Origin of the sequence: Stenotrophomonas geniculata (assembly GCF_034508895.1) — a bacterium.
Classification (GTDB): Bacteria; Pseudomonadota; Gammaproteobacteria; order Xanthomonadales; family Xanthomonadaceae; genus Stenotrophomonas; species Stenotrophomonas geniculata.
Genome location: NZ_CP140571.1, coordinates 1,206,809 through 1,231,196 on the forward strand (window position 1 = coordinate 1,206,809; position 24,388 = coordinate 1,231,196).

At 67.2% G+C, this 24,388-nt stretch carries 19 protein-coding genes and 1 other RNA gene; 8 read left to right on the forward strand and 12 right to left on the reverse strand.

Going from position 1 to position 24,388, the window contains the following annotated elements; translation table 11 throughout:
• Positions 1-26: 26 nt before the first annotated feature.
• The 9 genes from murG to RI032_RS05845 are packed head-to-tail and all read right to left on the reverse strand — an operon-like array spanning position 27 to position 9,889.
• A complete protein-coding gene (murG, locus tag RI032_RS05805) occupies positions 27-1,115 on the reverse strand; it encodes an undecaprenyldiphospho-muramoylpentapeptide beta-N-acetylglucosaminyltransferase (RefSeq protein WP_322547973.1) in 1,089 nt (362 codons plus the stop codon).
• Positions 1,112-2,431 (reverse strand): putative lipid II flippase FtsW, encoded by a 1,320-nt coding sequence (gene ftsW, locus RI032_RS05810; RefSeq protein ID WP_197657078.1) that lies wholly within the window; start codon positions 2,429-2,431, stop codon positions 1,112-1,114. The genes murG and ftsW overlap by 4 nt, the downstream gene beginning before the upstream one ends.
• A 1-nt stretch (position 2,432) precedes the next feature.
• Positions 2,433-3,518, reverse strand: coding sequence for a phospho-N-acetylmuramoyl-pentapeptide-transferase (gene mraY / locus RI032_RS05815; RefSeq protein WP_010481929.1), 1,086 nt, complete (start codon positions 3,516-3,518; stop codon positions 2,433-2,435).
• On the reverse strand, positions 3,508-4,902 hold the full coding sequence (locus tag RI032_RS05820) for a UDP-N-acetylmuramoyl-tripeptide--D-alanyl-D-alanine ligase (protein ID WP_322547974.1): 1,395 nt from the start codon (positions 4,900-4,902) through the stop codon (positions 3,508-3,510). The genes mraY and RI032_RS05820 overlap by 11 nt, the downstream gene beginning before the upstream one ends.
• A complete protein-coding gene (locus RI032_RS05825) occupies positions 4,899-6,407 on the reverse strand; it encodes a UDP-N-acetylmuramoyl-L-alanyl-D-glutamate--2,6-diaminopimelate ligase (protein WP_322547975.1) in 1,509 nt (502 codons plus the stop codon). The genes RI032_RS05820 and RI032_RS05825 overlap by 4 nt, the downstream gene beginning before the upstream one ends.
• A complete protein-coding gene (locus RI032_RS05830; protein ID WP_043397940.1) occupies positions 6,404-8,248 on the reverse strand; it encodes a peptidoglycan D,D-transpeptidase FtsI family protein in 1,845 nt (614 codons plus the stop codon). Before RI032_RS05830 ends, RI032_RS05825 begins: the two co-directional genes overlap by 4 nt.
• Entirely contained in the window at positions 8,245-8,508 is a 264-nt protein-coding gene (ftsL, locus tag RI032_RS05835; protein WP_005412242.1) for a cell division protein FtsL, read from the reverse strand. The genes RI032_RS05830 and ftsL overlap by 4 nt, the downstream gene beginning before the upstream one ends.
• Positions 8,505-9,473 (reverse strand): 16S rRNA (cytosine(1402)-N(4))-methyltransferase RsmH, encoded by a 969-nt coding sequence (rsmH, locus tag RI032_RS05840; RefSeq protein WP_010481940.1) that lies wholly within the window; start codon positions 9,471-9,473, stop codon positions 8,505-8,507. Before rsmH ends, ftsL begins: the two co-directional genes overlap by 4 nt.
• Before the next feature lie 14 nt (positions 9,474-9,487).
• Positions 9,488-9,889, reverse strand: a complete 402-nt coding sequence (locus tag RI032_RS05845) for a division/cell wall cluster transcriptional repressor MraZ (protein WP_008266948.1) — start codon at positions 9,887-9,889, stop codon at positions 9,488-9,490.
• A gap of 368 nt (positions 9,890-10,257) precedes the next feature.
• Between RI032_RS05845 and RI032_RS05850 the strand changes: the two genes are divergently transcribed.
• Complete coding sequence (locus tag RI032_RS05850; RefSeq protein ID WP_248854312.1) at positions 10,258-11,010, forward strand: NRDE family protein; 753 nt, start codon at positions 10,258-10,260, stop codon at positions 11,008-11,010.
• A 101-nt stretch (positions 11,011-11,111) separates the two neighbouring features.
• The gene (locus tag RI032_RS05855) at positions 11,112-11,591 is read left to right on the forward strand and encodes a DM13 domain-containing protein (RefSeq protein WP_134959357.1); all 480 of its coding nucleotides are present in this window, start codon (positions 11,112-11,114) and stop codon (positions 11,589-11,591) included.
• An 89-nt stretch (positions 11,592-11,680) separates the two neighbouring features.
• Here RI032_RS05855 and rnpB read toward each other — a convergent pair.
• Positions 11,681-12,032, reverse strand: an RNA gene (gene rnpB / locus RI032_RS05860) — RNase P RNA component class A.
• Positions 12,033-12,166: 134 nt separating this feature from the next.
• Positions 12,167-12,985: a 16S rRNA (cytidine(1402)-2'-O)-methyltransferase gene (rsmI, locus tag RI032_RS05865; RefSeq protein WP_005412235.1), complete on the reverse strand. Its 819-nt coding sequence runs from the start codon at positions 12,983-12,985 to the stop codon at positions 12,167-12,169.
• Positions 12,986-13,066: 81 nt separating this feature from the next.
• Here rsmI and RI032_RS05870 point away from each other — a divergent pair, with 81 nt between their 5' ends.
• From RI032_RS05870 to RI032_RS05885, 4 genes are all read left to right on the forward strand, one after another.
• Positions 13,067-14,788, forward strand: a complete 1,722-nt coding sequence (locus tag RI032_RS05870) for a penicillin-binding protein activator (protein WP_322547976.1) — start codon at positions 13,067-13,069, stop codon at positions 14,786-14,788.
• Positions 14,778-15,146: a YraN family protein gene (locus RI032_RS05875; protein WP_029379788.1), complete on the forward strand. Its 369-nt coding sequence runs from the start codon at positions 14,778-14,780 to the stop codon at positions 15,144-15,146. The genes RI032_RS05870 and RI032_RS05875 overlap by 11 nt, the downstream gene beginning before the upstream one ends.
• 110 nt (positions 15,147-15,256) lie before the next feature.
• On the forward strand, positions 15,257-15,898 hold the full coding sequence (locus RI032_RS05880) for a metal-dependent hydrolase (protein ID WP_322547977.1): 642 nt from the start codon (positions 15,257-15,259) through the stop codon (positions 15,896-15,898).
• On the forward strand, positions 15,895-17,280 hold the full coding sequence (locus tag RI032_RS05885) for an FAD-binding oxidoreductase (RefSeq protein WP_322547978.1): 1,386 nt from the start codon (positions 15,895-15,897) through the stop codon (positions 17,278-17,280). The genes RI032_RS05880 and RI032_RS05885 overlap by 4 nt, the downstream gene beginning before the upstream one ends.
• Positions 17,281-17,443: 163 nt before the next feature.
• Here RI032_RS05885 and RI032_RS05890 read toward each other — a convergent pair whose 3' ends face one another.
• Complete coding sequence (locus tag RI032_RS05890; RefSeq protein WP_322547979.1) at positions 17,444-20,671, reverse strand: autotransporter family protein; 3,228 nt, start codon at positions 20,669-20,671, stop codon at positions 17,444-17,446.
• 347 nt (positions 20,672-21,018) lie between these two features.
• Here RI032_RS05890 and RI032_RS05895 point away from each other — a divergent pair, with 347 nt between their 5' ends.
• Both RI032_RS05895 and RI032_RS05900 read left to right on the forward strand, forming a co-directional pair.
• A complete protein-coding gene (locus tag RI032_RS05895; RefSeq protein ID WP_322547980.1) occupies positions 21,019-23,418 on the forward strand; it encodes an autotransporter family protein in 2,400 nt (799 codons plus the stop codon).
• 544 nt (positions 23,419-23,962) lie between these two features.
• Complete coding sequence (locus tag RI032_RS05900) at positions 23,963-24,373, forward strand: hypothetical protein (RefSeq protein WP_171953843.1); 411 nt, start codon at positions 23,963-23,965, stop codon at positions 24,371-24,373.
• Positions 24,374-24,388 lie beyond the last annotated feature (15 nt).

Genomic DNA, 24,388 nt, shown 5'->3' on the forward strand with positions numbered 1-24,388 from the left:
AGGGCAGGCGCGGTGGCATGCCTTCTTCATACAGCTTCCTCAAGAATGATATCGGCGATGCGCTCGGCGGCATCGACCTTGGCCAGGGCACGCGCGGCTTGCGCCATCTGCATGCGGCGGGCGGGATTTTCGGACAGATCGCGCAGCAGTGCGGCAATGCCGTCGGCCAGCGTTCCGTCCTGCTTCAGCAACACCGCCGCGCCACGCTCGACCAGGTACTCCGCATTGCGGGTCTGGTGATCGTCGACGGCGGCAGGGAATGGCACCAGCACGCTGCCGACACCGACCGCACACAGCTCGGCCAGCGTCGACGCGCCTGCACGGCACACGACCAGGTCGGCCCAGGCGAAGGCTTCGGCCATGTCCGCGATGAACGGCGTGATCTCAGCCTGCACGCCGGCCTTGGCATACGCCTCGACCGCTTCGGCATGCAGCTTCTCGCCACTCTGGTGGCGCACCTGCACCGGCACACCCGCGCCCAGCGCGGCAATCGCCTGCGGCACGCCGGTGTTGAGCGCACGCGCCCCCTGGCTGCCGCCGACCACCAGCACGCGCAGCGGGCCGTGACGGTCGGCGAAGCGCTGTTCCGGCGGCGCGATGGCGGCGATCTCCGCACGCACCGGGTTGCCGACGAACTCCTCGCGCGCGGCGAAGGTACCGGGGAAGCCGGTCAGCAACCGGCGCGCATAGCGCGACAGGATGCGGTTGGTCAGGCCCGGTGCGCGGTTCTGCTCATGCACGATCAGCGGCAGGCCGTGCAGGCGGGTGGCCATGCCACCAGGGCCAGAGGCAAAGCCACCGAAGGCGACCACCGCTCGCGGCTGGCGCTTGCGGATGATCATGCCGGCCGCGCGCAGCGCGCGCATCAGCCGCCACGGCGCGCCCAGCAGGGCCAGCTTGCCCTTGCCGCGCAGGCCGGTGATGGCCAGCGTGTCGATCGGAATGTCGTGCTGCGGCACCAGGCGCGTTTCCATCGCACCGTCGGCACCCATCCAGGTGACCGGCACGCCGCGCTGGCGCAGCACGCGGGCCACGGCCAGGCCGGGGAAGATGTGACCGCCGGTGCCACCGGCCAGGATCATCACCGGGCGCACGTTGTCGGTAGCTGCGTTCATGACAGCCTCCCGAAGGTCGGTTCGATGCGCGACTGCAGGCGGCTGGTGCCACGCGCAGCGTTCGGCGCAGCGGCAGCCACCGGCTCGGCGCTCATCGGTACGCTGGCAGCCACCGGCGCGGCCGGCGCGTCGCTCGGCTCGGCAGCGGCGTCTTCGGCGCCGCCGATGCGCACGGCCTGGCGGCGCTCGGCGCGCTTGAGCTCATAGGACACGCGCAGCAGCAGGCCCATCGCCACGCAGGTCATCAGCACCGACGAACCGCCGGAGGAGATCAGCGGCAGGGTCAGGCCCTTGGTCGGCAGGATGCCCAGGTTCACGCCGATCGAGACGAAGGTCTGCATGCTGATCCACAGGCCGATGCCAAAGGCGATATAGCCGGAGAAGTGGCGCTTCATTTCCACGCAGCGCATGCCCAGCCAGAAGGTGCGGCCGACCAGCAGCGCATACAGCGCCACGATCACGCAGGTGCCCAGGAAGCCGAATTCCTCGGCGGTGACCGAGAAGATGAAGTCGGTGTGCGCTTCAGGCAGGTAGTACAGCTTCTGCACCGAGTTGCCCAGGCCGACGCCGGTCCACTCGCCACGGCCCACCGCCATCAGCGCGTTGGACAGCTGGTAGCCGTCGCCCTGCTGGTCGGCCCACGGGTCCAGGAAGGAGGTGATGCGGCGCATGCGGTATGGCTCGATGATCGCCAGCGCGCTCATGCCGACCAGGCCGATGATCACCGGCATCGACATGCGCGGCATGTTCACACCGCCCAGCACCAGCATGCCGGCGGTGATCGCCAGCAGCAGGGTGGACGAACCGAAGTCCGGCTGCAGCAGCAGCAACAGCACCAGCGCACCGGCCACGCCCAACGGCTTGAGCATCGCCGGCCAGGTCGCGTTGACCTCGTCGCGGAAGCGCACCAGGTAGCTGGACAGCCAGACGATGTAGAGCACCTTCACCGCTTCCACCGTCTGGAACTTGGAGATGCCCAGGTTGATCCAGCGGCGTGCGCCGTTGACCGTGCTGCCCAGGCCCGGTGCGAACACCGCCAGCAGCAGCACGAAGCAGCCCAGCAGCAGCATCTGGTTGTACTGCTCGATGGACTTCAGTTCAGTGCGGGCGGCAACGACCGCCAGCACGATGCCCACCGCCAGGAAGATCAGGTGGCGGTTGAGGTAGTAGAACGGGCTGCTCATCAGCGCGATCGAACTGGACGCCACCATCACCACGCCAATGCCCGTGAGCGCGATGATCGCGCCCAGCAGCCACTTGTCGTAGCTGCCTTCGATGGCTTCAAGGCGTGTTGCCTGGCGGGACAGGTCGTTCATCTCAGCGCACCTTCAACGTGGCCAGGCCGATCAGCACGAGCACGACGGAGATGATCCAGAAGCGCACGATCACGCGCGGCTCCGGCCAGCCCTTCAGTTCGAAGTGGTGATGGATCGGCGCCATGCGGAACACGCGCTTGCCGGTCAGCTTGAACGAGGCGACCTGGATCATCACCGACAGCGTTTCGATGACGAACACGCCGCCCATGATCACCAGCACCAGTTCCTGGCGGGTGATCACCGCGATCGTGCCCAGCACCGCACCCAGCGCCAGTGCACCGATGTCGCCCATGAACACCATGGCCGGATAGGTGTTGAACCACAGGAAGCCGAGGCCCGCACCGGCGATGGCCGCGCAGATGATGACCAGTTCGCCGGCGCCCGGGATCTGCGGGATCTGCAGGTAGTTGGCGAACACCACGTTGCCCGAGGCGTAGGCGAACACACCCAGCGCGCAGGCCACCAGCACGGTCGGCATGATCGCCAGGCCGTCCAGGCCGTCGGTCAGGTTCACCGCGTTGGAGAAACCGACGATCCAGAAGTAGGCGATGGCCACGAAGCCGATGCCGGCCAGCGGCAGCGCGATCGACTTGAACATCGGGATGTAGAAGGTCAGCGCCGCCGGCACGTCGGCCGTGTAGAACAGGAACAGGCCCGCGGCCAGGCCGAAGATCGACTGCAGCAGGTACTTCCAGCGCGACTTCAGGCCATTCGGGTCGCGGCGGACGATCTTGATCCAGTCGTCATACCAGCCGATGGCGCCGAAGCACAGCATCACCGCCAGCACCAGCCACACGTAGCGGTTGCGCAGGTCAGCCCACATCAGCACCGACAGTGTGATGGTGAGCAGGATCAGCGAACCGCCCATGGTCGGTGTGCCGGCCTTGGAGAAATGGGTCTGCGGACCGTCCTTGCGGATCGGCTGGCCGCCCTTGAACTGGGCAAGCTTGCGGATCATCGCCGGGCCGAGCCACAGCGACAGGAACAGGGCCGTCAGCGCGGCAAGGATGGCGCGGAACGTCTGGTAGTTGAATAGCCCGAACAGGCTCTCCAACTGCTGCAACCATCGAGCCAGTTCATACAACATGCGGGGATTCCTCTCCTTGCGCCAGCAGCGCTTTGACAATCGTGTCCATGGCGCTGCCACGGGAACCCTTGACCAGGCAGCGCACGCCGGCGTGCAGCTCGTCCTTCAGCGCCTGCGACAGCGCGTCATGGGTGGCGAAATGACGGCCGCCTTCGCCGAAGGCGGTGGCGGCAGCGGCGCTGAGCGGGCCCAGCGCATACAGGCGCTTGAGGCCAGCAGCGCGCGCGCGGAGCCCCGCCTGCGCGTGCAGCGCTTCAGCGTCCGGCCCCAGCTCGCGCATGTCGCCCAGCACCAGCCAGCCCTCTTCCGGGGCGGCGGCCAGGGCATCGATGGCCGCAGCCAGCGAGCCGGGATTGGCGTTGTAGCTGTCATCCACCAGCACCGCGCCGTTGCGCAGCTGATGGGCGATCTGCCGACCCGGCACCGGCTGTGCCTCGGCCAGGCCGGCGGCAATCAGCGCGAGATCGACACCGGCAGCCAGCGCCAGGCTGGCTGCGGCCAGCGCATTGCTGACGTTGTGGCGACCCGGCAGGCCGAGCACCACACGCGCTTCGCCGGCCGGCGAAATCAGGGTGAACTGGCTGCCCTGGGCACCGGCGCGGATGTCGCGCGCGGTCACGTCGGCGGTATGTTCCAGGCCATAGCGCAGCACGCGGCAGCGCGGCGGAGTGCCGACGAAATGCTGTTCGAACCAGCGGCCGTAGGCATCGTCGGCGTTGATCACCGCCACACCATCGGCCGGCAATGCGGCATAGATCGCGCCCTTGGTCACTGCCACGCCGAGCAGGCTGCCCATGCGTTCCAGATGGGCCGGGGCGATGTTGTTGACCAGCGCATAGCGCGGGCGGGCGATATCGGTCAGGTAGGCGATGTCACCCGGCTTGCCAGCGCCCATCTCGTAGACGGCGTAGTCGGCATCTTCCGGCGCATCGATCACCGCCAGCGGCAGGCCGATCTCGTTGTTGCGGTTGCCCGGGTTGGCGTAGACCACCTTGTGCGCGTGCTGTGCCACCTGCTGCAGGATCGACAGCAGCAGGCTCTTCACGCTGGTCTTGCCGTTGCTGCCGGTGATCGCGAACACCTCGGTGCCGCGGTCACGCTGCATGCCGGTGGCGATCTTCGCCAGCGCCAGTTCACTGTCGGCCACCAGCACCTGCGGCAGCTCGATCGGCAGCAGGCGCTCGACCAGCAGCGCACTGGCACCGCGCGCCTGTGCGTCGGCGGCGAAATCATGGCCGTCAAAACGCTCGCCGCGCAGCGCCACATACAGGCTGCCCGGACCGAGGCTGCGGGTGTCATGGCTGACCGCATCGATGGCCACGTCGTCGCCGTGGATCTCGCCGCCGGCCCAGTGTGCGATCAGCGAAAGCAGGGTGCGCTTCATGCGATGCCCTCCCCGGCCTGCGAGCTCAGAACACCGGCCTTGGCAGCCAACGCAGCGGCGGCCACTTCGGTGTCGTCGAAGTCATGGCGTACGCCATTTACTTCCTGGTATGGCTCGTGGCCCTTGCCGGCAATCAGGATGATGTCGCCGGCACCGGCGCGCTTCACCGCCAGGCCGATCGCACGCGCGCGGCTGCGCTGCACGGTCACGGCATCGGCATTCTGGAAGCCCGCCAGGATGTCGGCCACGATCACGTCACCATCCTCGCCACGCGGGTTGTCGTCGGTGACGATGACCTGGTTGGCCAGGCGCTCGGCGATCGCGGCCATCTGAGGACGCTTGCCGGTATCGCGCTCGCCACCGCAGCCAAAAACGCAGAACAGCGCGCCGTGCAGGTGGCCGTGCAGGCTGTCCAATGCCTGTTCCAGCGCGTCCGGGGTATGTGCGTAATCGACCACCACGGTCGGCAGGCCGTCTTCGCCGCCGAGGCGGTTCATGCGGCCGCGGATCGGCTGCAGCGCCGACAGCACTTCAGCGATGCGCGGCAGCGGCTGGCCCTGTGCATGCAGGGTACCGACCACGGCCAGCAGGTTGTCCACGTTGAAGCGGCCCAGCAGCGGCGACTGCACCGCAGCACGTTGGCCATCGATGACCAGTTCGAACGCAATGCCTCGGCCATCCAGCTGCAGCGCTTCAGCGCGCACGCTGGCATCGCTGGCACCACGCGAGCTCAGTCCGATCGGCTGCACGCCCGCCGGCAGGCCGGCAAACAGCTGGCGGCCGAAGGCGTCGTCAAGATTGATCACCGCAGCCTTCAGGCCCGGACGATGGAACAGCCGCGCCTTGGCCGCGCCGTAGCTGGCCATGTCGCCGTGGTAATCCAGATGATCGCGGGTGAGGTTGGTGAACACCGCCACGTCGTAATGCACGGCATCGACGCGGCCCTGGTCCAGCGCGTGCGAGCTGACTTCCATCGCTACCGCGCGCGCACCGGCGTCGCGCAGCTGCGCCAGCAGCGCGTGCATCTGCAGCACCAGCGGCGTAGTGAAACCGGTCGGTTCAACCGCACCATAAAGTCCGGCGCCCAGCGTGCCGATACTGCCACTGGGCGTGCCGAGCAGGTGCCAGGCCTGGGCCAGCAGCTGCACGGTGGAGGTCTTGCCGTTGGTGCCGGTCACGCCCACCATCGCCATCGCCCGCGACGGTGCGCCATGGAACTGGTCGGCCATCGCCCCCATGCGCGCACGCAGGCCCGGCACCGCGATCGCATCGGCCGGGGCCGGCAACTCGACAGGGGCCGGCGGCTCGAACAGGATGGCGCCGGCGCCCGCCGCGCGGGCCTGCTCGACAAAGCCCAGGCCATGCGCGCCGAAACCGGCGATGGCGACGAAGGCATTGCCGGGGCGCACGGCGCGGCTGTCCAGCACCAGGCCGGTCAGAACGGGATCATGGCCCGCCAGGGCCACGTCCGGAAGCAACTGCGAAAGCAACATCGAAGGACTCATTGCGTGCCTCCCGTAGCGGGCGGCGTCTGGGCTTGCGCGCTGGGCAGCGCAGCGTCGAATTCAGCGGCGGCATCCACCGGCAGCGCAGCCTCTGCGGGCGGCGCAGGCAGGATCGAGGCCGAGTGGCCGACCTTGCCGGACTGCTGTGCGGCCAGCCACGACTGCAGGTCGTCCAGCGGCACGTCCATCAGGCGCAGAGTGCCTTCCATCACGTTGTGGTAGACCGGCGCCGACACCAGGCCACCGTAGAACTTGCCGGCCTGCGGGTCGTTGATGACGATGACGGTGGCGAAGCGCGGGTTGGTGGCCGGCACCACGCCGGCGAACAGCGCGTTGTAGTGGCCGCGCTCATAGCCGCCCGGACCGGCCTTTCGCGCGGTACCGGTCTTGCCGGCCACGCGGTAGCCCAGCACCGCCGCCTGCTTGGCGCCGCCCTGGGTGACCACCGTTTCCATCATCGCCACCACCTGCTTGGCGACATTCTCGTCGATGATCTGCTGACCTTCATTGCGCTGGCCCTTGACGAAGGTCGGCGCGATCAGACGACCGCCGTTCGCCAGTGCCGAATAAGCCGTAGCGATCTGCAGCGGGGTGACGTTCAGGCCGTAGCCGTAGGACATCGTGGTCTTGGTGGTGCCCGACCAGCGCGCCGGGCGCAGCACCACGCCACCGGATTCACCGGGGAAACCGCTATGCGGCACCGAGCCATAGCCGAAGCGGCGCACGCCGTCGTAGAACACCTGGTCCGGCATCTTCGCCGCAACCTTGGCCGCGCCCACGTTCGAACTGCGGGTGATCACGCCGGTCACGTTCAGCACGCCGTTGTTGCGCGGCACGTCGCGGATGGTGAAGCGACCCAGGGTCATGTAACCCGGGTTGGTATCGATGATGGTGTCCTTGGTCACCGCACCGGCCTGCAGCGCGGTCGCGATGGTCAGCGGCTTCATCGTCGAACCCGGCTCGACCAGATCGGTCACCGCACGGTTGCGGCGCGCATCGGGCAGCGCGCCGGTCAGCGAATTCGGGTTGTAGGTCGGCAGGTTGACCATGGCCAGGATCTCGCCGGTGGTCACGTCCATGATCACCATCGAACCGCCGGCCGCCTTGTTGGCCACCAGCGCGTTGCGCAGTTCCTTGAACGCCAGGTACTGGATGCGGCGATCGATGCTGAGGGTCAGGTCCTTGCCCGGTTCAGCAGCGCGCAGCAGATCGCTCTCGACGGTTTCGCCCTTGCGGTTGCGGATGACCCGCTTCGCACCGGCCTTGCCGCGCAGCCATTCGTCGAACGCCAGCTCCAGGCCTTCCTGGCCGCGGTCGTCAATGTTGGTGAAGCCCAGCACGTGCGCCATCGCTTCGCCCTGCGGGTAGAAGCGGCGGAACTCGCGCTGCGCGGCCACGCCCGGAATCTTCAGCGCGACCACCTTTTCTGCCTCGTCCGGATTGATCCGGCGACGCAGGTACATGAATTCCTTGTCCGACTTCTGCGACAGGCGGCTGCTCAGCTCATCCACCGACATGCCGACCGCCTGGGCCAGCTCCGGAATGCGCTCGGGCGAGCGCAGCAGGTCCTGCGGGTTGACCCAGATCGAGGCGACCGGCGTGGATACCGCCAGCGGCTCACCATTGCGGTCGGTGATCATGCCGCGCGAGGTCTTGATCGGCAGTTCGCGCAGGTAGCGGGCCTCGCCCTGGCGCTGGTAGAAATCGCTGTTGACGATCTGCACGTAGGCGGCACGACCGACCAGCGACACCGAGCACAGGCCGAGCGCCAGCGCGACCCAGCGCAGGCGCTGGCGCAGGTTGAAGGCGTTGCGCGGGCGGTTGCGGCCGGTCTTGCTCATGGCCGCACCACCACGATGTCGGCGGCCTCGGGGAACTTCATGCCGAGCTTCTCGCGGGCGATGCGATCGACACGGTTGGCTTCGGCCAGGGTCGCCTGCTCCAGCTGCAGGCGGCCGAATTCCAGATTGATGTCATCGCGCTTGCGCTCGGCGCGCGACAACTCGATGAACGTCTGCCGGTGACGGTGACGCACGAACACGACGCCGATCGCCGAGGCCACGGTGGAAGCCAGCAGGATGATCAGCAGCAGCCGGCTCATGCATCGGCCTCCCGCTTCTGGGCCACGCGCAGCACGGCGCTGCGGGCGCGCGGGTTGGCGGCCAGCTCTTCGTCGGTGGCCTTGATGGCACCGCCGATCAGGTCCAGCGTCGGCACGAACGCGACCGCCTCGGGCAGGCGGCGGTTGGCCGGCGGCGCCTTGGCCAGGCGGTTCATGTACTGCTTGACGATGCGGTCTTCCAGCGAATGGAAGCTGATCACCGCCAGGCGGCCACCGGGCTTGAGCCGTTCCACCGCCGCATCGAGCCCGGCTTCCAGATCGGCCAGCTCGCGGTTGATGTGGATGCGGATGGCCTGGAAGCTGCGCGTGGCCGGGTGGATCTTGTCCTTGCCCCGCGGCATCACCGAGGCGATCAGCTCGGCCAGTTCGGCGGTGCGGGTGAACGGCTGCTTCTCGCGGCGGGCCACGATGGCACGGGCGATGCGGCGGCTCTGCCGCTCTTCGCCGTAGGTCCACAGCACGTCGGCAATCTCGCGGTCTTCGACGCGGTTGATCCACTGCGCGGCGCTTTCGCCGCTGTCCGGATCCATGCGCATGTCCAGCGGGCCGTCCTTGCCGAAGCTGAAGCCACGTTCGGCCACGTCCAGCTGCGGCGACGACACGCCCAGGTCGAACAGCACGCCGTCCAGGCCTTCGGCCGTCGCATCCCACTGCAGCAGCTGGGCGAAGCTGCCACGGAAGATGGACACGCGCGGGTCCGGCGCGAAATCGCGCTCGGCAACGGCAATGGCTTCCGGATCCTTGTCCATGACCAGCAGGCGCCCCTCGGGACCAAGCTGGGTGAGCACGCCACGTGCATGACCGCCACGACCGAACGTGCCATCCAGATAACGTCCGTTTTCGATCACCCTCAGGCCTTCGATGACCTGGGTGTACAGGACCGGCAGGTGCACCGCCGGCGACTGCGACACCGGAAGGTGACCGGCCTGCGCTTCTGGGCGCATCCGGGCACCCCGGCTCACAACTTCAGGTCGAGCAACCCATCACCCAGATCCTCGTCAGACAACGTCTGCTGGATCAGGGCCCGATGCGCCTGCTCGCTCCACAATTCGAACTTGTCGCCCATACCGAGCAATACCGCCTTCTTCTCAATGCCCACCGCACCGCGGTGGCTGGCGGGGATGCTGATGCGACCGTTGCCGTCGAGCTCCAGATGGGCGGCCGAGCCGACCAGCTTCTGCTGCAACAGGCGCACGACGCGCTGGGTGTTGGGCTTGGACATGACGTCGTCGCGGACCCGCTCCCATTCCGACTCTGCATACAGCCACAGGCAGCCGGCTTCGAACGGGTTGTAGGTCAGCACGAGACGGTTGTTGCTGGCGCGCGCGACGAGGTCGCGGTAAGCGGTGGGAACCGCCATGCGCCCTTTATCGTCAACTGTGATGGCCGTCTCGCCCTGGAACACGACGCGTGCACCTATCCTTCGCCCGGTGAAACATTGAACCACGAAAACCCACAAAACACCCGGATTTCCCTCTGATGCCCACCTTAGCAGCGGCCGAAGGGTTGTCAACAACTTTTCAGCGGGGAAATCGCCAGCCGCATCAATGGCTTGCAACAACCTTTAGAGAATTGTTCAAGGCTTATCCACAAGTTGCTGATCCGTCTCAATTTTTGAGATTGAACGGAAGTTCAGGGGTGTGGACAGAGCGTGAAACATCGCTCGCGCATTCATCCGGGACGGGCAGGAAGCGGCGCCAGACTGCGCAAACCGTGCACAATGAGGCCATGTGCCTGCTCGCTCTTGGCTGGATGCACCACCCGCGCTGGCGGCTGGTGATGACCGGCAACCGTGATGAGTTCCACGCCCGCCCGACAGCGGCGCTGGCCCCCTGGCAAGATGAGACCTCCGTCATCGGGGGGCGCGACCTGCGCTCCGGCGGCGGCTGGGCCGGCGTCGGTGCCGGTGGACGCATGGCCGTGGTCACCAATGTCCGCGACCCGCTGGCCGCCCAGACCGGTCCTTCACGGGGTGCGCTGGTGGCCGACTTCCTGCGCGGCCGCGACCCCGCCGCCGTGCATATCGACCGACTGGCAACGGTGGCCGGCGCCTACGCCCCATTCAACCTGCTGCTGGCCGACGGCCACAGCCTGGAGTTCCTGGGCAACCACCCTGCCGAGCGCCAGCGCCTGGGCCCGGGCGTGCATGGCATGTCCAACGGCGCGCTGGACGCGCCCTGGCCGAAGACCCGGCGGCTGATGGCTGCGCTTGAAGCCTGGTTGGAGGCCGGCGATGAGGACCTGACCCCGCTCTGGGCCGCCCTGGCGGACGAACATCGCCCCGCCGACAGCGACCTGCCCGACACCGGCATCGGATTGGAACGCGAGCGCTGGCTGAGCCCGGCCTTCATCCGCGGCGACGACTATGGCACCCGCGCCAGCACGGTCCTGCTGATCGATGCCGAAGGGCACGGGCAGATCCACGAGCGTCGCTTCGGCCCGCAGGGTGTCGCCCTCGGCCAGAGCCAGGTCGATTTCTGACCCTGTACCTGTTTTCTGTGTCTATAAATGTCTGCACGCACGCCACACGATGACCCGGCGCGGTTCTGCCGCGCGCCTCACCGATCCACAGGGAGTCATCGATGCGCCGTGTTCTCGTACTTGTCGTCACCCACCTGCTCGCCCTCGGCCTGGGCTTCGGCCTGGGCATCTACCTGCTGCCGATCCTGATCGCTCCCGACGACCCACCGGTCGCGCAGGTACAGGCGGCGATGGGCGACGCCCGTTACCACACCACCTTCCGTCGCGACCTCAAGGGCAGCGACGCCGTGCACTGGGCCGACGGCAAGGTCAGCGTCAGCCCGCGCCAGGTCGCGTTCGACGGCAAGATGGGCCCGGGGCCGGACTACAAGGTCTACCTCGTGCGCGACTTCGTCGACAACAAGGCCGATTTCCTGAAGATCAAGGCACAGTCCCAGCGCATCGGCGAGGTGAAGACCTTCAACCGTTTCCTGGTGGACGTGCCTGAAAGCGTCAACGTCGACGATTACACCACCGTAGTGGTGTGGTGCGAACGGTTCGAGCAGTTCATTTCCGCCGGGCAGTACCGCACGCCGGGTTGAACAACATCCCAAGCATCTGGGCGGAGAGCAGCCGAGCATGGCTCGGCTCTACTGTAGAGCCGAGCCATGCTCGGCCTACCGTAAGAAAGAGGCGGAGCCGGCCGATAAGCCGGGTTCTGTCGTGGACAGTCATTCCTCTAGGCGTTACGTCACCGCAACGCTCAAGCAACCTACCCGGATCCAACGCGGGCCGCGCCAAAGGATCCCTATTTGGTCTTGCTCCAGGTGGGGTTTGCCGTGCCGGTCTGTTACCAGACTCGCGGTGCGCTCTTACCGCACCATTTCACCCTTACCGGCCTTCCGAAGAAGACGTAGGCGGTATCTTTCTGTTGCACTTTCCGTCGGCTTGCGCCGCCCAGGCGTTACCTGGCACCTTGCCCTATGGAGCCCGGACTTTCCTCGGCACCCCCGAAGGGATGACGCGACTGTCTGGCCGGCTCCGCCAGCGCACATTCTAGCCTACGCACATCCTTCCTGCCGTGCTGATCGCGGCGTCCGGTTCATCCATCCACGCATGGCGTGGATCTATTGCCATCTCCGCTCTGATGGGTGCGGACCTTGGTCCGCACGATCCATCAACTCCCGTACAACGCCTTGCGCGGCGCGCCGGTCAGCTCGGCAGCCAGTTTCGCCGCGGTCGACGGCGGCAGATGCTCACTCAGCTTGGCGTAGACACGGCGGCCATGCGCCAACTGCGCTTCCTCATCGTCGCCGGCACCCTGCACCATCACCACGAACTCGCCCTTGCGCTGGTTCTCGTCGGCTTCCACTTTGGCCAGCAGCCCCGCCAGATCGCCATCGAGCACGGTCTCGAACAGCTTGGTCAGCTCGCGCGCCAGCACCGCCGGGCGCTCGCCGCCGAAGATCGCGGCCATGTCGGCCAGCGACTCGGCGATGCGGTGCGAGGATTCGTAGAACACCATCGTGCGCACTTCACCCGCCAGCGCCTGCAGCCGGTCGCGGCGGCCGCTGGCCTTGGCCGGCAGGAAACCTTCGAAGCTGAAGCGGTCGCTGGGCAGGCCGGCCACGCTCAGCGCGGCGATGGCGGCACAGGCCCCCGGGATCGGGCTGACCTTGATGCCGGCCGCGCGCGCGGCACGCACCAGGCGGAAACCGGGGTCACTGACCAGCGGGGTGCCGGCATCGCTGACCAGCGCCAGCGACTCACCGGCCTGCAGGCGCGACACCAAGCGCTGCGCCAGGGCCTCTTCATTGTGTTCATGCAGGGCCACCAGCGGCTGCTGGATGCCGAAATGGGACAGCAACTGGCCGCTGCGGCGGGTGTCCTCGGCACAGATGGCCGCCACCGAACGCAGCACCTCCTGCGCGCGCGGGCTCAGATCGGCCAGGTTGCCGATCGGGGTGGCGACGACGTACAGGGTTGGGACGCTCATTTCAGCGGTACTCACGGGGCAAGGGTAGAATCGTAGCGTGTACCCGGCCAAGGCCGCTGCCCTCATCGCATGGACCCGATCATGAACAAGCCCGCCGCACGGATCTCCGCCCTGTCGCTGTCGCTGATGCTGCTGGCCGGCTGTGCCACCACCAGCCTGACCAGCGCGCCCGAATCGCCGGCCCAGAGCCAGGCGCTGGCGCTGATCGAACAAGGCAAACCGCGCGACGCCGCCCTGCAGCTGGAAGCGCTGGCCGCAACCCTGAAAGGTGGCGCCCGCAGCAACGCCTTGGCCGATGCCGCCTGGGCCTGGCACCTGGCCGGCGACAGTGCCCGCGCGCGCAGCCTGCTTGGCCAGCTCACCGCCCGCCAGCTGTCCGGCACCAGCCTGCAGCGCTACCAGCTGACCGGCGCCGAGCTGGCACTGGCCGACAAGCAGCCGGCGCAGGCCTTGGCCCTGCTGAAGGAACAGGGCGACAACGTCTTCCCCGCGCTGCGCACGCGCTGGCACGTAGCCCGCGCCAACGCGCTGCAGGGCACCGGCGATGCCTTCGGTGCCGCCACCGAGCGCGCCCGCGCCCACGCCAGCCTGACCGGCAGCGCACGCAGCGAGAACCAGGCCGCCATCGCCGGTCTGCTCGGTACGCTTGACGATGCCACCCTGCGCAGCCGTGCCGCCGCGCTGCCGGCCAACGACCCGCTGTACAACTTCGCCGGCCGCGCACTGATCGCGCGTGGCCTGCCGCTGCCGCGCCCGTTCGACCGCGATGGCGCCGCCCAGTTCGATACCAGCAAGCGCCCGCCGGCCATGAGCGACGGCTACCGTCCGCCGGCCAAGCTGGCCGTGCTGCTGCCGCTCAGCGGCCGCCTGGCCACCGCCGCGCAGCCGGTGCGTGATGGCCTGCTGGCCGCGTACTACGGCGAGACCCGCCGCCGCCCGGACATCAACTTCATCGACACCGCCGGTACCCCGGCCGGTGCGTTGGCCGCCTATGACAAGGCCGTCGCCTCCGGCGCCGACTTCGTGGTCGGCCCGCTGGGCCGCGACGAAGTGGATGCGGTCTATGGCCGCCAGCAGCTGCAGGTTCCGGTGCTGGCCCTGAACCGTGGCAAGGACGCGCCGCCGGCCGGCAGCGCCGGCTTCTCGCTGGCACCGGAAGACGACGGCATCGTCGCTGCCGAATACCTGCGTGGCCGCGAGCGCGGCAAGGCATTGGTGATCAACAGCGCCGACGATACCGGCCGCCGTGCCGCCGCCGCCTTCGCCCAGCGCTTCGCCCAGCGTGGCGGCCAGGTGGTGGCCACCGTCGGCGTCAGCGACGCGGTTGGCGATGTCGGCGCGCAGGTGCGCAATGCCGGCCAGGTCGATGCCGTGTTTCTCGCCGTGCGCGCGCCGCAGGCCCGCCTGCTGGCGCCGCAGCTGGCGCTGGCCGGTGCCGGTGGCGCCACCCGCGTGGGCACCTCGCAGCTGACCGTCGGCAGCGGCAAGGTGGAAGAAGACGTGGCGCTGGACGGCATCGTCTACCCGAACGAAGCCTGGAACGTGCGCAGCGTGTCCGGCCTGCCCTCGGCCAGCCAGGTGGCCAGCACCATGCCCAGCGCACGCGGTGCCGCCGGCCGCCTGTTCGCCTTCGGCGCCGATGCCTGGAAGATCACCGCCTACCTGGACAAGCTGTCCAACGAAGGCGGCCTGGACGGCGCCACCGGCACCCTGTTCCTGGACAGCAACGGCAACATCCTGCGCCAGCCGGCCTGGTCCACCTTCAATGGCGGCCGGCCGATGCCGATCGTCGGTGGTCGCTGAGCGCAGCCAACGGGGCTCGGCGGTGGAAGCCGCCGCCGAGCAGCATCTGCAACAGGCCGGACTGCAGCCGCGTGCGCGCAACGTGCGTTATCGCGGCGGTGAACTGGACCTGGTGATGGACGACGCCGGCACCGTGGTGTTCGTGGAAGTGCGTTACCGCGCGCGATCCGATTTCGGTGGCGGCGCGGCCTCAGTGGATGTGCGCAAGTGTCGACGCCTGGCGCATGCCGCGTTGTTGTACCTGCAGGACCATCCCGCGCTTGCCGATGCGCCCTGCCGTTTCGATGTGGTGGAAGCCACGGGTGAACCGCCGCAGTTGAACTGGCTGCGCGATGCGTTCCGGCTGGATGATTGCTGATGTGTACCGTCCGCTCTGGTAGAGGCCGACCTTGGTCGGCGCTTCTGTGCCAACCAAGGTTGGCACCTACCAGCGCGCAGCCTGGCCGGCACGACCATGGTGCGTGACTGATGCCGTCGATCATCACCCATGCCGCTGTACCGCTGGCGCTGTGGTGCGCCGCGGATCGTGGCCGCATTCCTGCGTGGTTGCTCGCTGCGGGTGTGGTCGCGGCGATGCTGCCCGATGCCGACGTGCTGGCCTTTGCCCTGCACATTCCCTATGCCGATGCGTTCGGCCATCGCGGTGCCAGCCATTCGTTGTTGTTTGCCTGCGTGCTGGCCGCGTTGGCCGCGGTGTGGGCGTTCTTCGGTAGCGGCCGGCCTTGGTCGGCACCACACAGCTCCAGTAGTCGCCGACCTTGGTCGGCGGTTTCGTGCCAACCAAGGTTGGCACCTACCCAGCGAGGGCCAACGTTGGCGTCCACCGTACAGGCGGCGGTGTTCGTCTTCATCTGCGCCAGCCATCCCCTGCTCGACGCAATGACCTCCGGTGGCCTCGGCGTTGCCCTCGCCTGGCCGTGGAGCGAACAGCGCTTCTTCGCCCCGTGGCGGCCGATCCGCGTTTCACCGTTTGCGCCGCAGTTCTTCAGCGCGCGCGGCATCGCCACCCTGCTCTCTGAACTGCGCTGGGTCTGGCTGCCGCTGGCCGGCGCCGTTGTTGCCTGGAAACTGATCCAACCCGCTCCTGCTGCCCCACGAGATCTGTCATGAGTACTGCCCTGCCCGCCGCATTGATTGCCGAACTGTCTGCCCTGCTGGGAGCGGAGGGCTGGCGCATGGATGACAACGCGCTGGAGGCGAACGCGCAGGACAACTCGTGGCGCCACCAGCGCCCCGCTGCCGTCGCGTTGCCCGCCAGCGTAGAACAGGTGCAGGCACTGGTGCGTGCCTGTCGCGTGCATGGCGTAGCGCTGGTCGCGCGCGGCGCCGGCACCGGCACCACCGGTGCAGCCGTGCCGTTGCCGGGCAGCATCGTGCTGTCGTTCACCCGCATGGACCGCATCGTGGAGATCCGTGCCGGTGATCGCTGCGCCGTGGTGCAGCCCGGCATGCTCAATGGAACGCTGCAGCAGGCGCTGGCGCCACATGGCCTGTTCTGGGCGCCGGACCCATCCAGCGCGGAGATCTGCAGCGTGGGTGGCAACCTGGCCTGCAACGCCGGTGGCCCGCGCGCGGTGAAGTACGGCACCAGCCGCGACAACGTGCTGGGCCTGGTCGCGGTCACCGGCACCGGCGAGGTGATCCGCTGCGGTGGCGCCTACACCAAGGACTCCACAGGCTACGACCTCACCCACCTGCTGGTGGGCAGCGAAGGCACGCTGGCGCTGATCGTGGAAGCCACCCTCAAGCTGACCCCACTGCCGGTCAGCCAGGCCGGCCTGCGCGTGCTGTACCGCGACGCCGATGCGGCGGCCGCTGCGGTGTCACGCCTGATGTCGCAGCCGATGGTGCCCACGCGCCTGGAATTCATGGACGCCCGCAGCCTGGAGCTGCTGCGCCTCAATGGTGCCGAGGTGCCCGAGGCGGGCGCGATGCTGCTGGTCGAAGCCGATGGTGACCACGATACCCTGCCCTACCTGTTGCAGGCACTGGCCAGCGCCGCCGAAGGCGACGGCATGATCGAACTGGACGTGGCAATGGAAGGCCGCGCACGCGACCAGTTATGGGCCGCACGCAAGGCGCTGTCACCCGCACTGCGGACCGTCGCGCCCGGCAAGATCAATGAAGACGTGGTGGTACCGGTGTCGCGCATTCCGGAACTGGTGGCCGGCGTGCAGGCATTGGCACGCGAGTACACGCTGACCATCGTCACCTTCGGTCATGCCGGCAACGGCAACCTGCACGTCAACATTCTCTACCACCCGGACGATGCCGACGAGAACGCACGCGCGCATGCCGCGCTGCCGAAGATCTTCGAACTGACGCTGTCCCTGGGCGGCACGTTGTCCGGTGAGCATGGCATTGGTCTGGCCAAGCGCGATTTCATGGCGCAGGCGTTCAGCCCGGCCACGCTGGCGACGATGCGCGCGATCAAGACCGCGCTGGACCCGGATGGAATTCTCAACCCGGGCAAGGTGCTGCCGCCGGTGTGATGCTGGCCGGGCATGAACCGGCGCTACCAAGGCGTGCACCTGTAGAGCCGAGCCCACGCTCGGCTGCTCTTCGTTCAGATCACGATGCACCCGCGCTTCGCGCGGTGAGCCGAGCGTGGGCTCGGCTCTACAGGGGTCCGCGTGCCGACCCCGGCATTGCCGCTTACCAGGCCATGCGCACGCCCACCTGACCATCCACGTTGCGGTAGCCGTGCTCACCGCGCTGTACGCTCAGCCCGCCCCATGCGCCCCAGCGCTGGCCCAGCTTCAACTCGGCACCGGCCTGCACTTCATAACGATTGCGCGGCACATCCGCGCCCAGCGTGTCATCGTTGAACTGCAACCTGCTGGTACCGCTGCCGCGCAGCCAGTTCATGCCCAGGTACGGCTGCACGGTGTTGCCACCCGCAGTGCCATGACCGAACACGCGCACGCCCAGGCGCCCGCTCAGGCCACCTGCATCCGCATGGTCGACAACCGTGCCATTGCTCTCCACGTGGCGATCCGCGCGATAGCCTGCATACGTCAGCTGCAGCTGCGGCTGCACGTAAAGTGCACTGCCAGCCCCCAGCCACACATTGAAGGTATGGCCCACTTCCAGTGACGCAGTGGCCACACGCGCATCATAGTGCTCCGGCTCCAGGCCGATACCCTGCACACGGTTGTCGAAGCGGCCGAACTGCATGGTCGCATCCACATAGGCACCGCCGGAGCCTTCCGCATCCTGCATCCAGGTGCCGTACACACCCACGGCGGTACCACGCACGCGGCCGGTGGCGGTGTAGCCGGTCAGATCCGAGGCGACACGATTGTCAGCACGGCCATTGCCCAGCATCACACCGAACGTGGCATTGCCATGTCGCAGCAGGTCACTGCCGATCTGCAGCACCGACGTATTGCCATCCACCGACAGCTGGCCACCCACCGCAGTGAAGTCCGCATTGCCACGACCTACGCGTGCCCAGGCAGTGCGCTCACCCGTGAGGGTGCCGGTGCGATCATGCATCCGGTGCGCGAACATGTTCACTGCGGCGGACTGGTTCGCCAGATAGGCACCGGCTTCCGGGCGCAGCACCGGCAGCGGCCGGATCGGATCGACGATTCCGCCGCCGCCCCCGCCTTCACCGCCCTCACCCGGATCCGGACCCGGGCCTGGGTTCACCACGCAGCCCGGCGCTGCCGGGTCGTCCTCGCAGACATCAAACCACTGCGAGCGCAGGTACCAATGGCCATCGGTGGGATCGGCCAGACCGCCTTGGAACAGGAAGTACTCGTACGAACTACCCACCGCACGCCCGGTCAGCGCATAGCTGGCCAGCGATGCGCCGTCCACTTCGATCAGCTGGATGCCATCCACAGTGGGCGCCCCCACACCGCCGATGTTCCTCACCGCAATCAGGGCATCACCAGAAGTATCACCGCGCACGTGCAGGCGGTCGATGGCCGAATCATCGCCAGCCAGCGCGCCCTGGAACAGGAAGGTGGCGCCCTCGCTGTGCAGGTCACCCTCCACCGTGAGCGTATTGAAGCGGCCGCTGCCATCGGACAACGCCACCACGCTGTCGCGCGCCTGCAACTCGCCCACGGTCGCATCGCCGGTCAACGTCCATTGGCTGCCGCTTTCAAGCGCAAGCGTCTGCACCAGATCGGAAGACCCCTGCCACAGCGCACCATCCGCCAGACGCACATGCACCTCGGACTGCGGCACCAGCCCGGCGTCTTCGTCCTCCGGCGTGATGACGATATCGCCGTGCAGTTGCGAGCCACCGTCCAGCGCCACGTCGAAGCGTCCGGCCACGGCAGCATCCAGTGCCAGGCCGATGCCATTGCCACCGGACACCACCACACCGTTACTCAACGTCAGCACTGGATCGCGGCTGCTGCGCAACCAGATGCCACCGTGCTGCGCACTCACCAGTGAGCCGCCATCGATGCCCATGCGGCCGTTGTCGTTGATCACCGCCGCCCAGGCACCTTCGCCTTCAGTGCGCACATGGGTGTTGGCCAGCGTCATTTCGCCCCTGCCCCCCGACAACACACCGTATGAATTGATGCCGGTGGTGCGCACCACGCTGTCGGCAAGGTGTACGGTGCCGCCAAGGCGGGCGATCGCACCAATGGCGCCGTCGCCTTCGGTAAGAATATCGATCATGTTGCCGTTCGCTAGTGGTGCAGCAGATACACCGCCTTCGGCATATAACCCATGACCATTCTGGCCAAGGGTCCGCAATCGGCTGCCGGTAACCTGCGCGGTACCTCCCAGCACCGATATCGCCTGCCAATAGGTGCCATTGGCCGTAATGGTCGATCCGTCGACTACCAGATCGCCATTCGTCACTCGAATGCCAACGCCATTGCGAGTAGTGATGAACGAATCGGTCACACGCGCAACCACATCGCGCTGGTTCATGTCGATGCCGATCGACACGCTGTCGAGCCGGCTGCCGTGCAGGGTGAGGTCCGCGCCTTCGGTCATATGGATGCCGAAGTGACCGGACAGCTCCACCCCATCCAGGCGCAGCACGCCGCCGCCACCGGTGGCGAAGCTGACCGCGGTGGCGTTGTCGCCACGTGCATGCACGCTGCCTCCACGCATCTCAAGCTCACCGCCGACGAACAATCCCATTCCGGAGCGCTCGTGGGTCAGATCGATGTCGACATCTTCCAACACCACCTTGCTGCCCAGCCCCACCAGCACGCCCGATGCACCGGCGCCGCTGCCATCTATCCGCGCCGAGCGCAGGGTGACATCGCTGCCACCCTGCGCCCACACCCCATGACCTGCCCCCGCCACAGCGATCTGCAGACGTTCGGCCAGCAGTGTTCCATCACGCACGTCCAACCCATTGGACTGGTCGCCAAGAATCTCGATCGCGCTGTCGCGCACTACTGCCTGCCCCTGCTGCACGCTGACGCCATGGGCCAACCCGCCACGGGTAGTGATCCGTACGTTGTCCAGTGACAGCGCACCGGACAGCGCTTCCGCCCCCGACGCTGCCGTGCCGCGCGTTTCGATATGCGTTCCGCTGGCGTGAACCTGGCCGCTATTGGCGGCGGAAAGGCCGGCAGCACCATAGCCGGAGGTCAAGACGCTACCCGCCTGCAGTTCGATACGACTTCCCGCACCCTCGGCGCGTGCAGCGGCAGCACGCAGCCCTTCGGTAATCAAATTGACCGGTCCCGTTGGAATGAGGCTGCCACCGTTGATGGCAAGGAACGCATGCCCACCCGGATTGCCCGGCTCCACCGGGTCAGTGGTGTGGTAATCGCCCGCAGCCGGGTTCTGTTCGTCGCCATCGGCGATGATCTGCTGTGCCATGGCGGCCGACGACGCCAGGGCGGCGGACAACCCCACGGCAAGCAGATGGGGGCGGGGAAGTACACGACGCATGCGGGGGACGCTCCAATGGAAGGGCCCATACCGTAGGAAGCGGCCGCAATGGCGCCTATCGAATTGGTTGCATACCGCAGCCGCTGCGTCGTCCTGTCGCGCCCAAGTACGGACCGGATTCACTGTGCTGAACATCGGCCGACCCGATCGTCCAGACGGCCAGCGCTTTGCAACTAATTGCATGGGCCGGAGCCGTGCCCGCGGCCAGAATTCGTGCCGATCAAGACACAGGTTGCCTGGTTAGGCTCATCACGCGCGCTTCACGCGAACAGATCGAAAAGGCCACATCCGTGAACGAGCACCTGAACGACTCCCTGTGTCGACTCTTTCCCAGAAAGGACAGGACCATGAACCGTCATCGCACCCGCACTGCTCATCCTCATCAACGCCCGCTGGCGCGTGGCATCGTCCTCGCACTCTGCATGCTGCCGCTGGCCGGCGCCTGGGCCGGTGATCTGGACGGTACCGTTGGGTTGGTCAACAACGGCGACCCGATTGAAGAGTGGACACTGCGCAACAACGCGGTGTTGACAGTGGTCGGTGGGCAGACCAACAGCATCCGTGCGGTTGATTCACTCGTGTACATGTCAGATGCCACCATCAACCGCAGCGGCTCCTACCAGCGTGCTGTCGAGCTGGATGGCGCGGCGAGCCTGCAGTCGGAACGCAGCACGTTGCGTGGCGGCGGCATCTTGGTCCAGGGCTCCTCGTCGGCGCACCTGATCGGCAGCCGCATTCTTGTCACCGCTGCCGACGGCCTGTTGCCAAGCAATCCACTCAGCATCGGCCTGACGCTGGGCAGCACCCCCGGCGGCATTCCCTTGCCTGGCGCCTGGTCCATTCTGGATTCCACCCATGTGCGCGTGGAGGACACGACAAGCGGTAGCGATATGTCCAGTGGTCTGGGCGTGCGCATGGAAAACGGCCGGGTAGACATCGTCAATGGCTCGGAAATCGACGCCGACAACGTGGGGGTGTTGATGTACGGCTCGATCCATACGCCCGACACGCTACGTCTGGGCATTGACGGTTCCACTATTCGCTCCGGGCGCGGCGCAGCGATCCGCGTGGGCGCCGACGAGGCTGCCGACTTCGAGATCACCGTGGCAAACGGTGCACGGTTGATCGCGGGCAATGGCAATCTGCTGCAGGTGGACTCGCTTACCGGTAGCAGCACGCCGGGGGCCAGCCATGTGCGCTTCAACGTGGATGACGCGCGCCTGATCGGCAATGTCAGCTTCGATGCCGCAACGGTTGATGGCAGCCTGGACGTCTTCCTGCGCAACAAGGCGCAGATCGACGGCCGCTTCATCAACGTCACCAGCGCCACCATCGATACCGACAGCGCCTGGCTGATGACCGGCGACAGCAACGTCGGCCACCTCACCTTGGGCGCCGGCGGTACCGTGGCGCTGGGCAATGGCAGCACCTTCAACACGCTCAGCCTGGACGAGTTCACCGGCAACGGCGGCACCCTGTTGTTCAACACCCAGCTGGGAGACGACACCTCGCTGACCGACAAGCTGGTGATCGCTGGCGATGCCAACGGCCAGGCCAACGTGCGCGTGCTCAATGCTGGCGGTGCTGGTGCCAAGACCGATCGCGGCATCGAGCTGATCGATATCGGCGGCGCCTCCAACGCGCAGTTCGATCTGGTCGGCCGCGCCGTGGGCGGCCAGTACGAGTACTTCCTGGTGAAGGACGCCAACGGCAACTGGTACCTGCGCTCGGAACTGGCGACCACGCCGGACCCGTGCCTGGCCGACCCGACCCTGCCGCAGTGCAAGCCGATCATTGATCCGATTGATCCCATCGACCCGATCACGCCTATCCCGATCCTGCGCCCGGAGACCGGCGCCTATCTGGCCAACCAGTTCGCGCTGGACCAGATGCTGCGCCACAGCTACCGCGATCGTCAGGGCGGCGCCGCGGCGGCGGAGGGCATCCGTGGCTGGGCCCGCGTGGACGCCACCCAGAGCAAGCTGGGAGCGGTGGATGACCAGCTCGACCTGCGCGTGGACCGCTCGCGCCTGCAGCTGGGTGCGGACATCGGCGTGTTCGATGACGGCCGTGGCCGCGTGGGCGTGATGGGCACCGCCGCACGCAGCACCGCCACCTCGCGTTCGGACGTGACCGGTTTCAGCGCACGCGGCAAGGTGGAAGGTGGCGCGCTGGGCGTGTACGGCAACTGGGCCAACGACGCCATGTACGTGGATGCCAGCGTGCAGCGCGGCCAGTTCCGCAACCGCGTGCAGGGCGACGGCCTGGCCGAAGAACGCTACGACTCGGATATCTGGCAGTCGTCGGTGGAAGCCGGCTACCGCTTCGGCATCGGCCAGATCGGCGGCACCGCGCTGAGCCTGCAGCCGGAGCTGCAGCTGGTCTACACCGACGCGAAGACCGACGTGCATACCGAAACCAACGGCACCGTGGTACGAGCGCAGGGCAACAGCGGTTTGTCCGGCCGTGCCGGCCTGCGCCTGCAGGGTGAATCGCGCTCGGCCGCGGGGGCCTCGGTCAGCCCGTACCTGGCGGCCAACTGGTACCGCGATGGCGCTGGCAATGGCATTGCCTTCGATGACGAAGTGCTGAAGGCCGGCATTCCGCGCAACCGTTATGAATTGAGTGCAGGTGCACGGGTGGAATTCCGTTCCGGTTTCAGTGCGTGGGGCGGGTTCGGGGTGATGCGCGGTGACAGCGGGTACCGCGAAGCGACTGCCAACCTGTCGGTGGCGTACAGCTGGTAATGGAAAGAGAACGGCGCCAAAACAATCCGGCGCCGTTCCACTGTGCACGATGCGCTTTCTGTAGAGCCGAGCCCACGCTCGGCTGATCTCCGATCAGATCACGAAGAACGCCGCGCTTCGCGCGGTGAGCCGAGCCGAGCATAGGCTCGGCTCTACAGTGAAGCCGTGCGAACTCTGACGCAATCGCCTCACTCTGCATGACCACGCAACGCGCGCATGCAGATTGCAACAACTTTGAATTTGAAACTTTTCTGATTGGTACAGCGGCACCTTCGTGCGCATCATGTGTCCGCCACCGACAACGGGTGGCACGGGCTTGCAATCCCGTTAGGTTGATGTGTTTGGTTACGCTTGCCTGTCGGCGTCGCTCGTCCCTCGGGCGACGTCGACAGGCATTCCGTCCGCGTTTACATGGCGGGCGGTGCGTGGGGGCCTCGTGCCCGCTGGCGCTTTTACATCAACCTCCGGTATTGCAACCACGCACCGTCCGCCACCCTCGCTGTTAAGCGGGGTGGCCCCTTGCTTCGCACACAAGGACGCCGCCATGACCACGTCACACTATCCCCATCTGTTTGCCACCTTGGGCGAGGCCGCCACGCGCCTGCCCGACGATCTGGCGCGCACGCTGGAAAGCACCTTCGCCGCACTGCAGGAGGGCGAAGCGCCCGGCACCATCACGCTGCTGCACTGCCTGCAGCACATCCGCCAGGGCGACGCCGCCGATGGACAGCCGTGGCCGGGCAAAGGCCGCACGCCGGGGCAGCGGCTGGCACTGGCGCGCATCGACCGCGCCAATGCCGGGCTGACATTTCTACTTGAACTGCTGCACGCCACCGAGCGCGTGCGCGTGGATGGCGAGATCAGCCAGCAGGTGGACGATGACGCGCGCGAGGGGTTGCTGCTGGCGTGCCGGGGGTTGGCCGAGTATGTGGATGTGCAGCTGCACGCAGCTTAGCGGCTTCTGTAGAGC

Bases quoted from the DNA above. Each gene is read 5' to 3' on its own strand.
- RI032_RS05885 (WP_322547978.1), top strand. From the start codon at position 15,895: ATGAGTACTGCCCTGCCCGCCGCATTGATTGCCGAACTGTCTGCCCTG.
- RI032_RS05825 (WP_322547975.1), bottom strand. From the start codon at position 6,407: ATGAGTCCTTCGATGTTGCTTTCGCAGTTGCTTCCGGACGTGGCCCTG.
- RI032_RS05845 (WP_008266948.1), bottom strand. From the start codon at position 9,889: ATGGCGGTTCCCACCGCTTACCGCGACCTCGTCGCGCGCGCCAGCAAC.
- murG (WP_322547973.1), bottom strand. From the start codon at position 1,115: ATGAACGCAGCTACCGACAACGTGCGCCCGGTGATGATCCTGGCCGGT.
- RI032_RS05820 (WP_322547974.1), bottom strand. From the start codon at position 4,902: ATGAAGCGCACCCTGCTTTCGCTGATCGCACACTGGGCCGGCGGCGAG.
- RI032_RS05870 (WP_322547976.1), top strand. From the start codon at position 13,067: ATGAACAAGCCCGCCGCACGGATCTCCGCCCTGTCGCTGTCGCTGATG.
- RI032_RS05850 (WP_248854312.1), top strand. From the start codon at position 10,258: ATGTGCCTGCTCGCTCTTGGCTGGATGCACCACCCGCGCTGGCGGCTG.
- RI032_RS05880 (WP_322547977.1), top strand. From the start codon at position 15,257: ATGCCGTCGATCATCACCCATGCCGCTGTACCGCTGGCGCTGTGGTGC.
- rsmI (WP_005412235.1), bottom strand. From the start codon at position 12,985: ATGAGCGTCCCAACCCTGTACGTCGTCGCCACCCCGATCGGCAACCTG.
- ftsW (WP_197657078.1), bottom strand. From the start codon at position 2,431: ATGAACGACCTGTCCCGCCAGGCAACACGCCTTGAAGCCATCGAAGGC.
- RI032_RS05830 (WP_043397940.1), bottom strand. From the start codon at position 8,248: ATGAGCAAGACCGGCCGCAACCGCCCGCGCAACGCCTTCAACCTGCGC.
- RI032_RS05855 (WP_134959357.1), top strand. From the start codon at position 11,112: ATGCGCCGTGTTCTCGTACTTGTCGTCACCCACCTGCTCGCCCTCGGC.
- rsmH (WP_010481940.1), bottom strand. From the start codon at position 9,473: ATGCGCCCAGAAGCGCAGGCCGGTCACCTTCCGGTGTCGCAGTCGCCG.
- RI032_RS05890 (WP_322547979.1), bottom strand. From the start codon at position 20,671: ATGCGTCGTGTACTTCCCCGCCCCCATCTGCTTGCCGTGGGGTTGTCC.
- RI032_RS05895 (WP_322547980.1), top strand. From the start codon at position 21,019: ATGAACCGTCATCGCACCCGCACTGCTCATCCTCATCAACGCCCGCTG.
- mraY (WP_010481929.1), bottom strand. From the start codon at position 3,518: ATGTTGTATGAACTGGCTCGATGGTTGCAGCAGTTGGAGAGCCTGTTC.
- RI032_RS05900 (WP_171953843.1), top strand. From the start codon at position 23,963: ATGACCACGTCACACTATCCCCATCTGTTTGCCACCTTGGGCGAGGCC.
- ftsL (WP_005412242.1), bottom strand. From the start codon at position 8,508: ATGAGCCGGCTGCTGCTGATCATCCTGCTGGCTTCCACCGTGGCCTCG.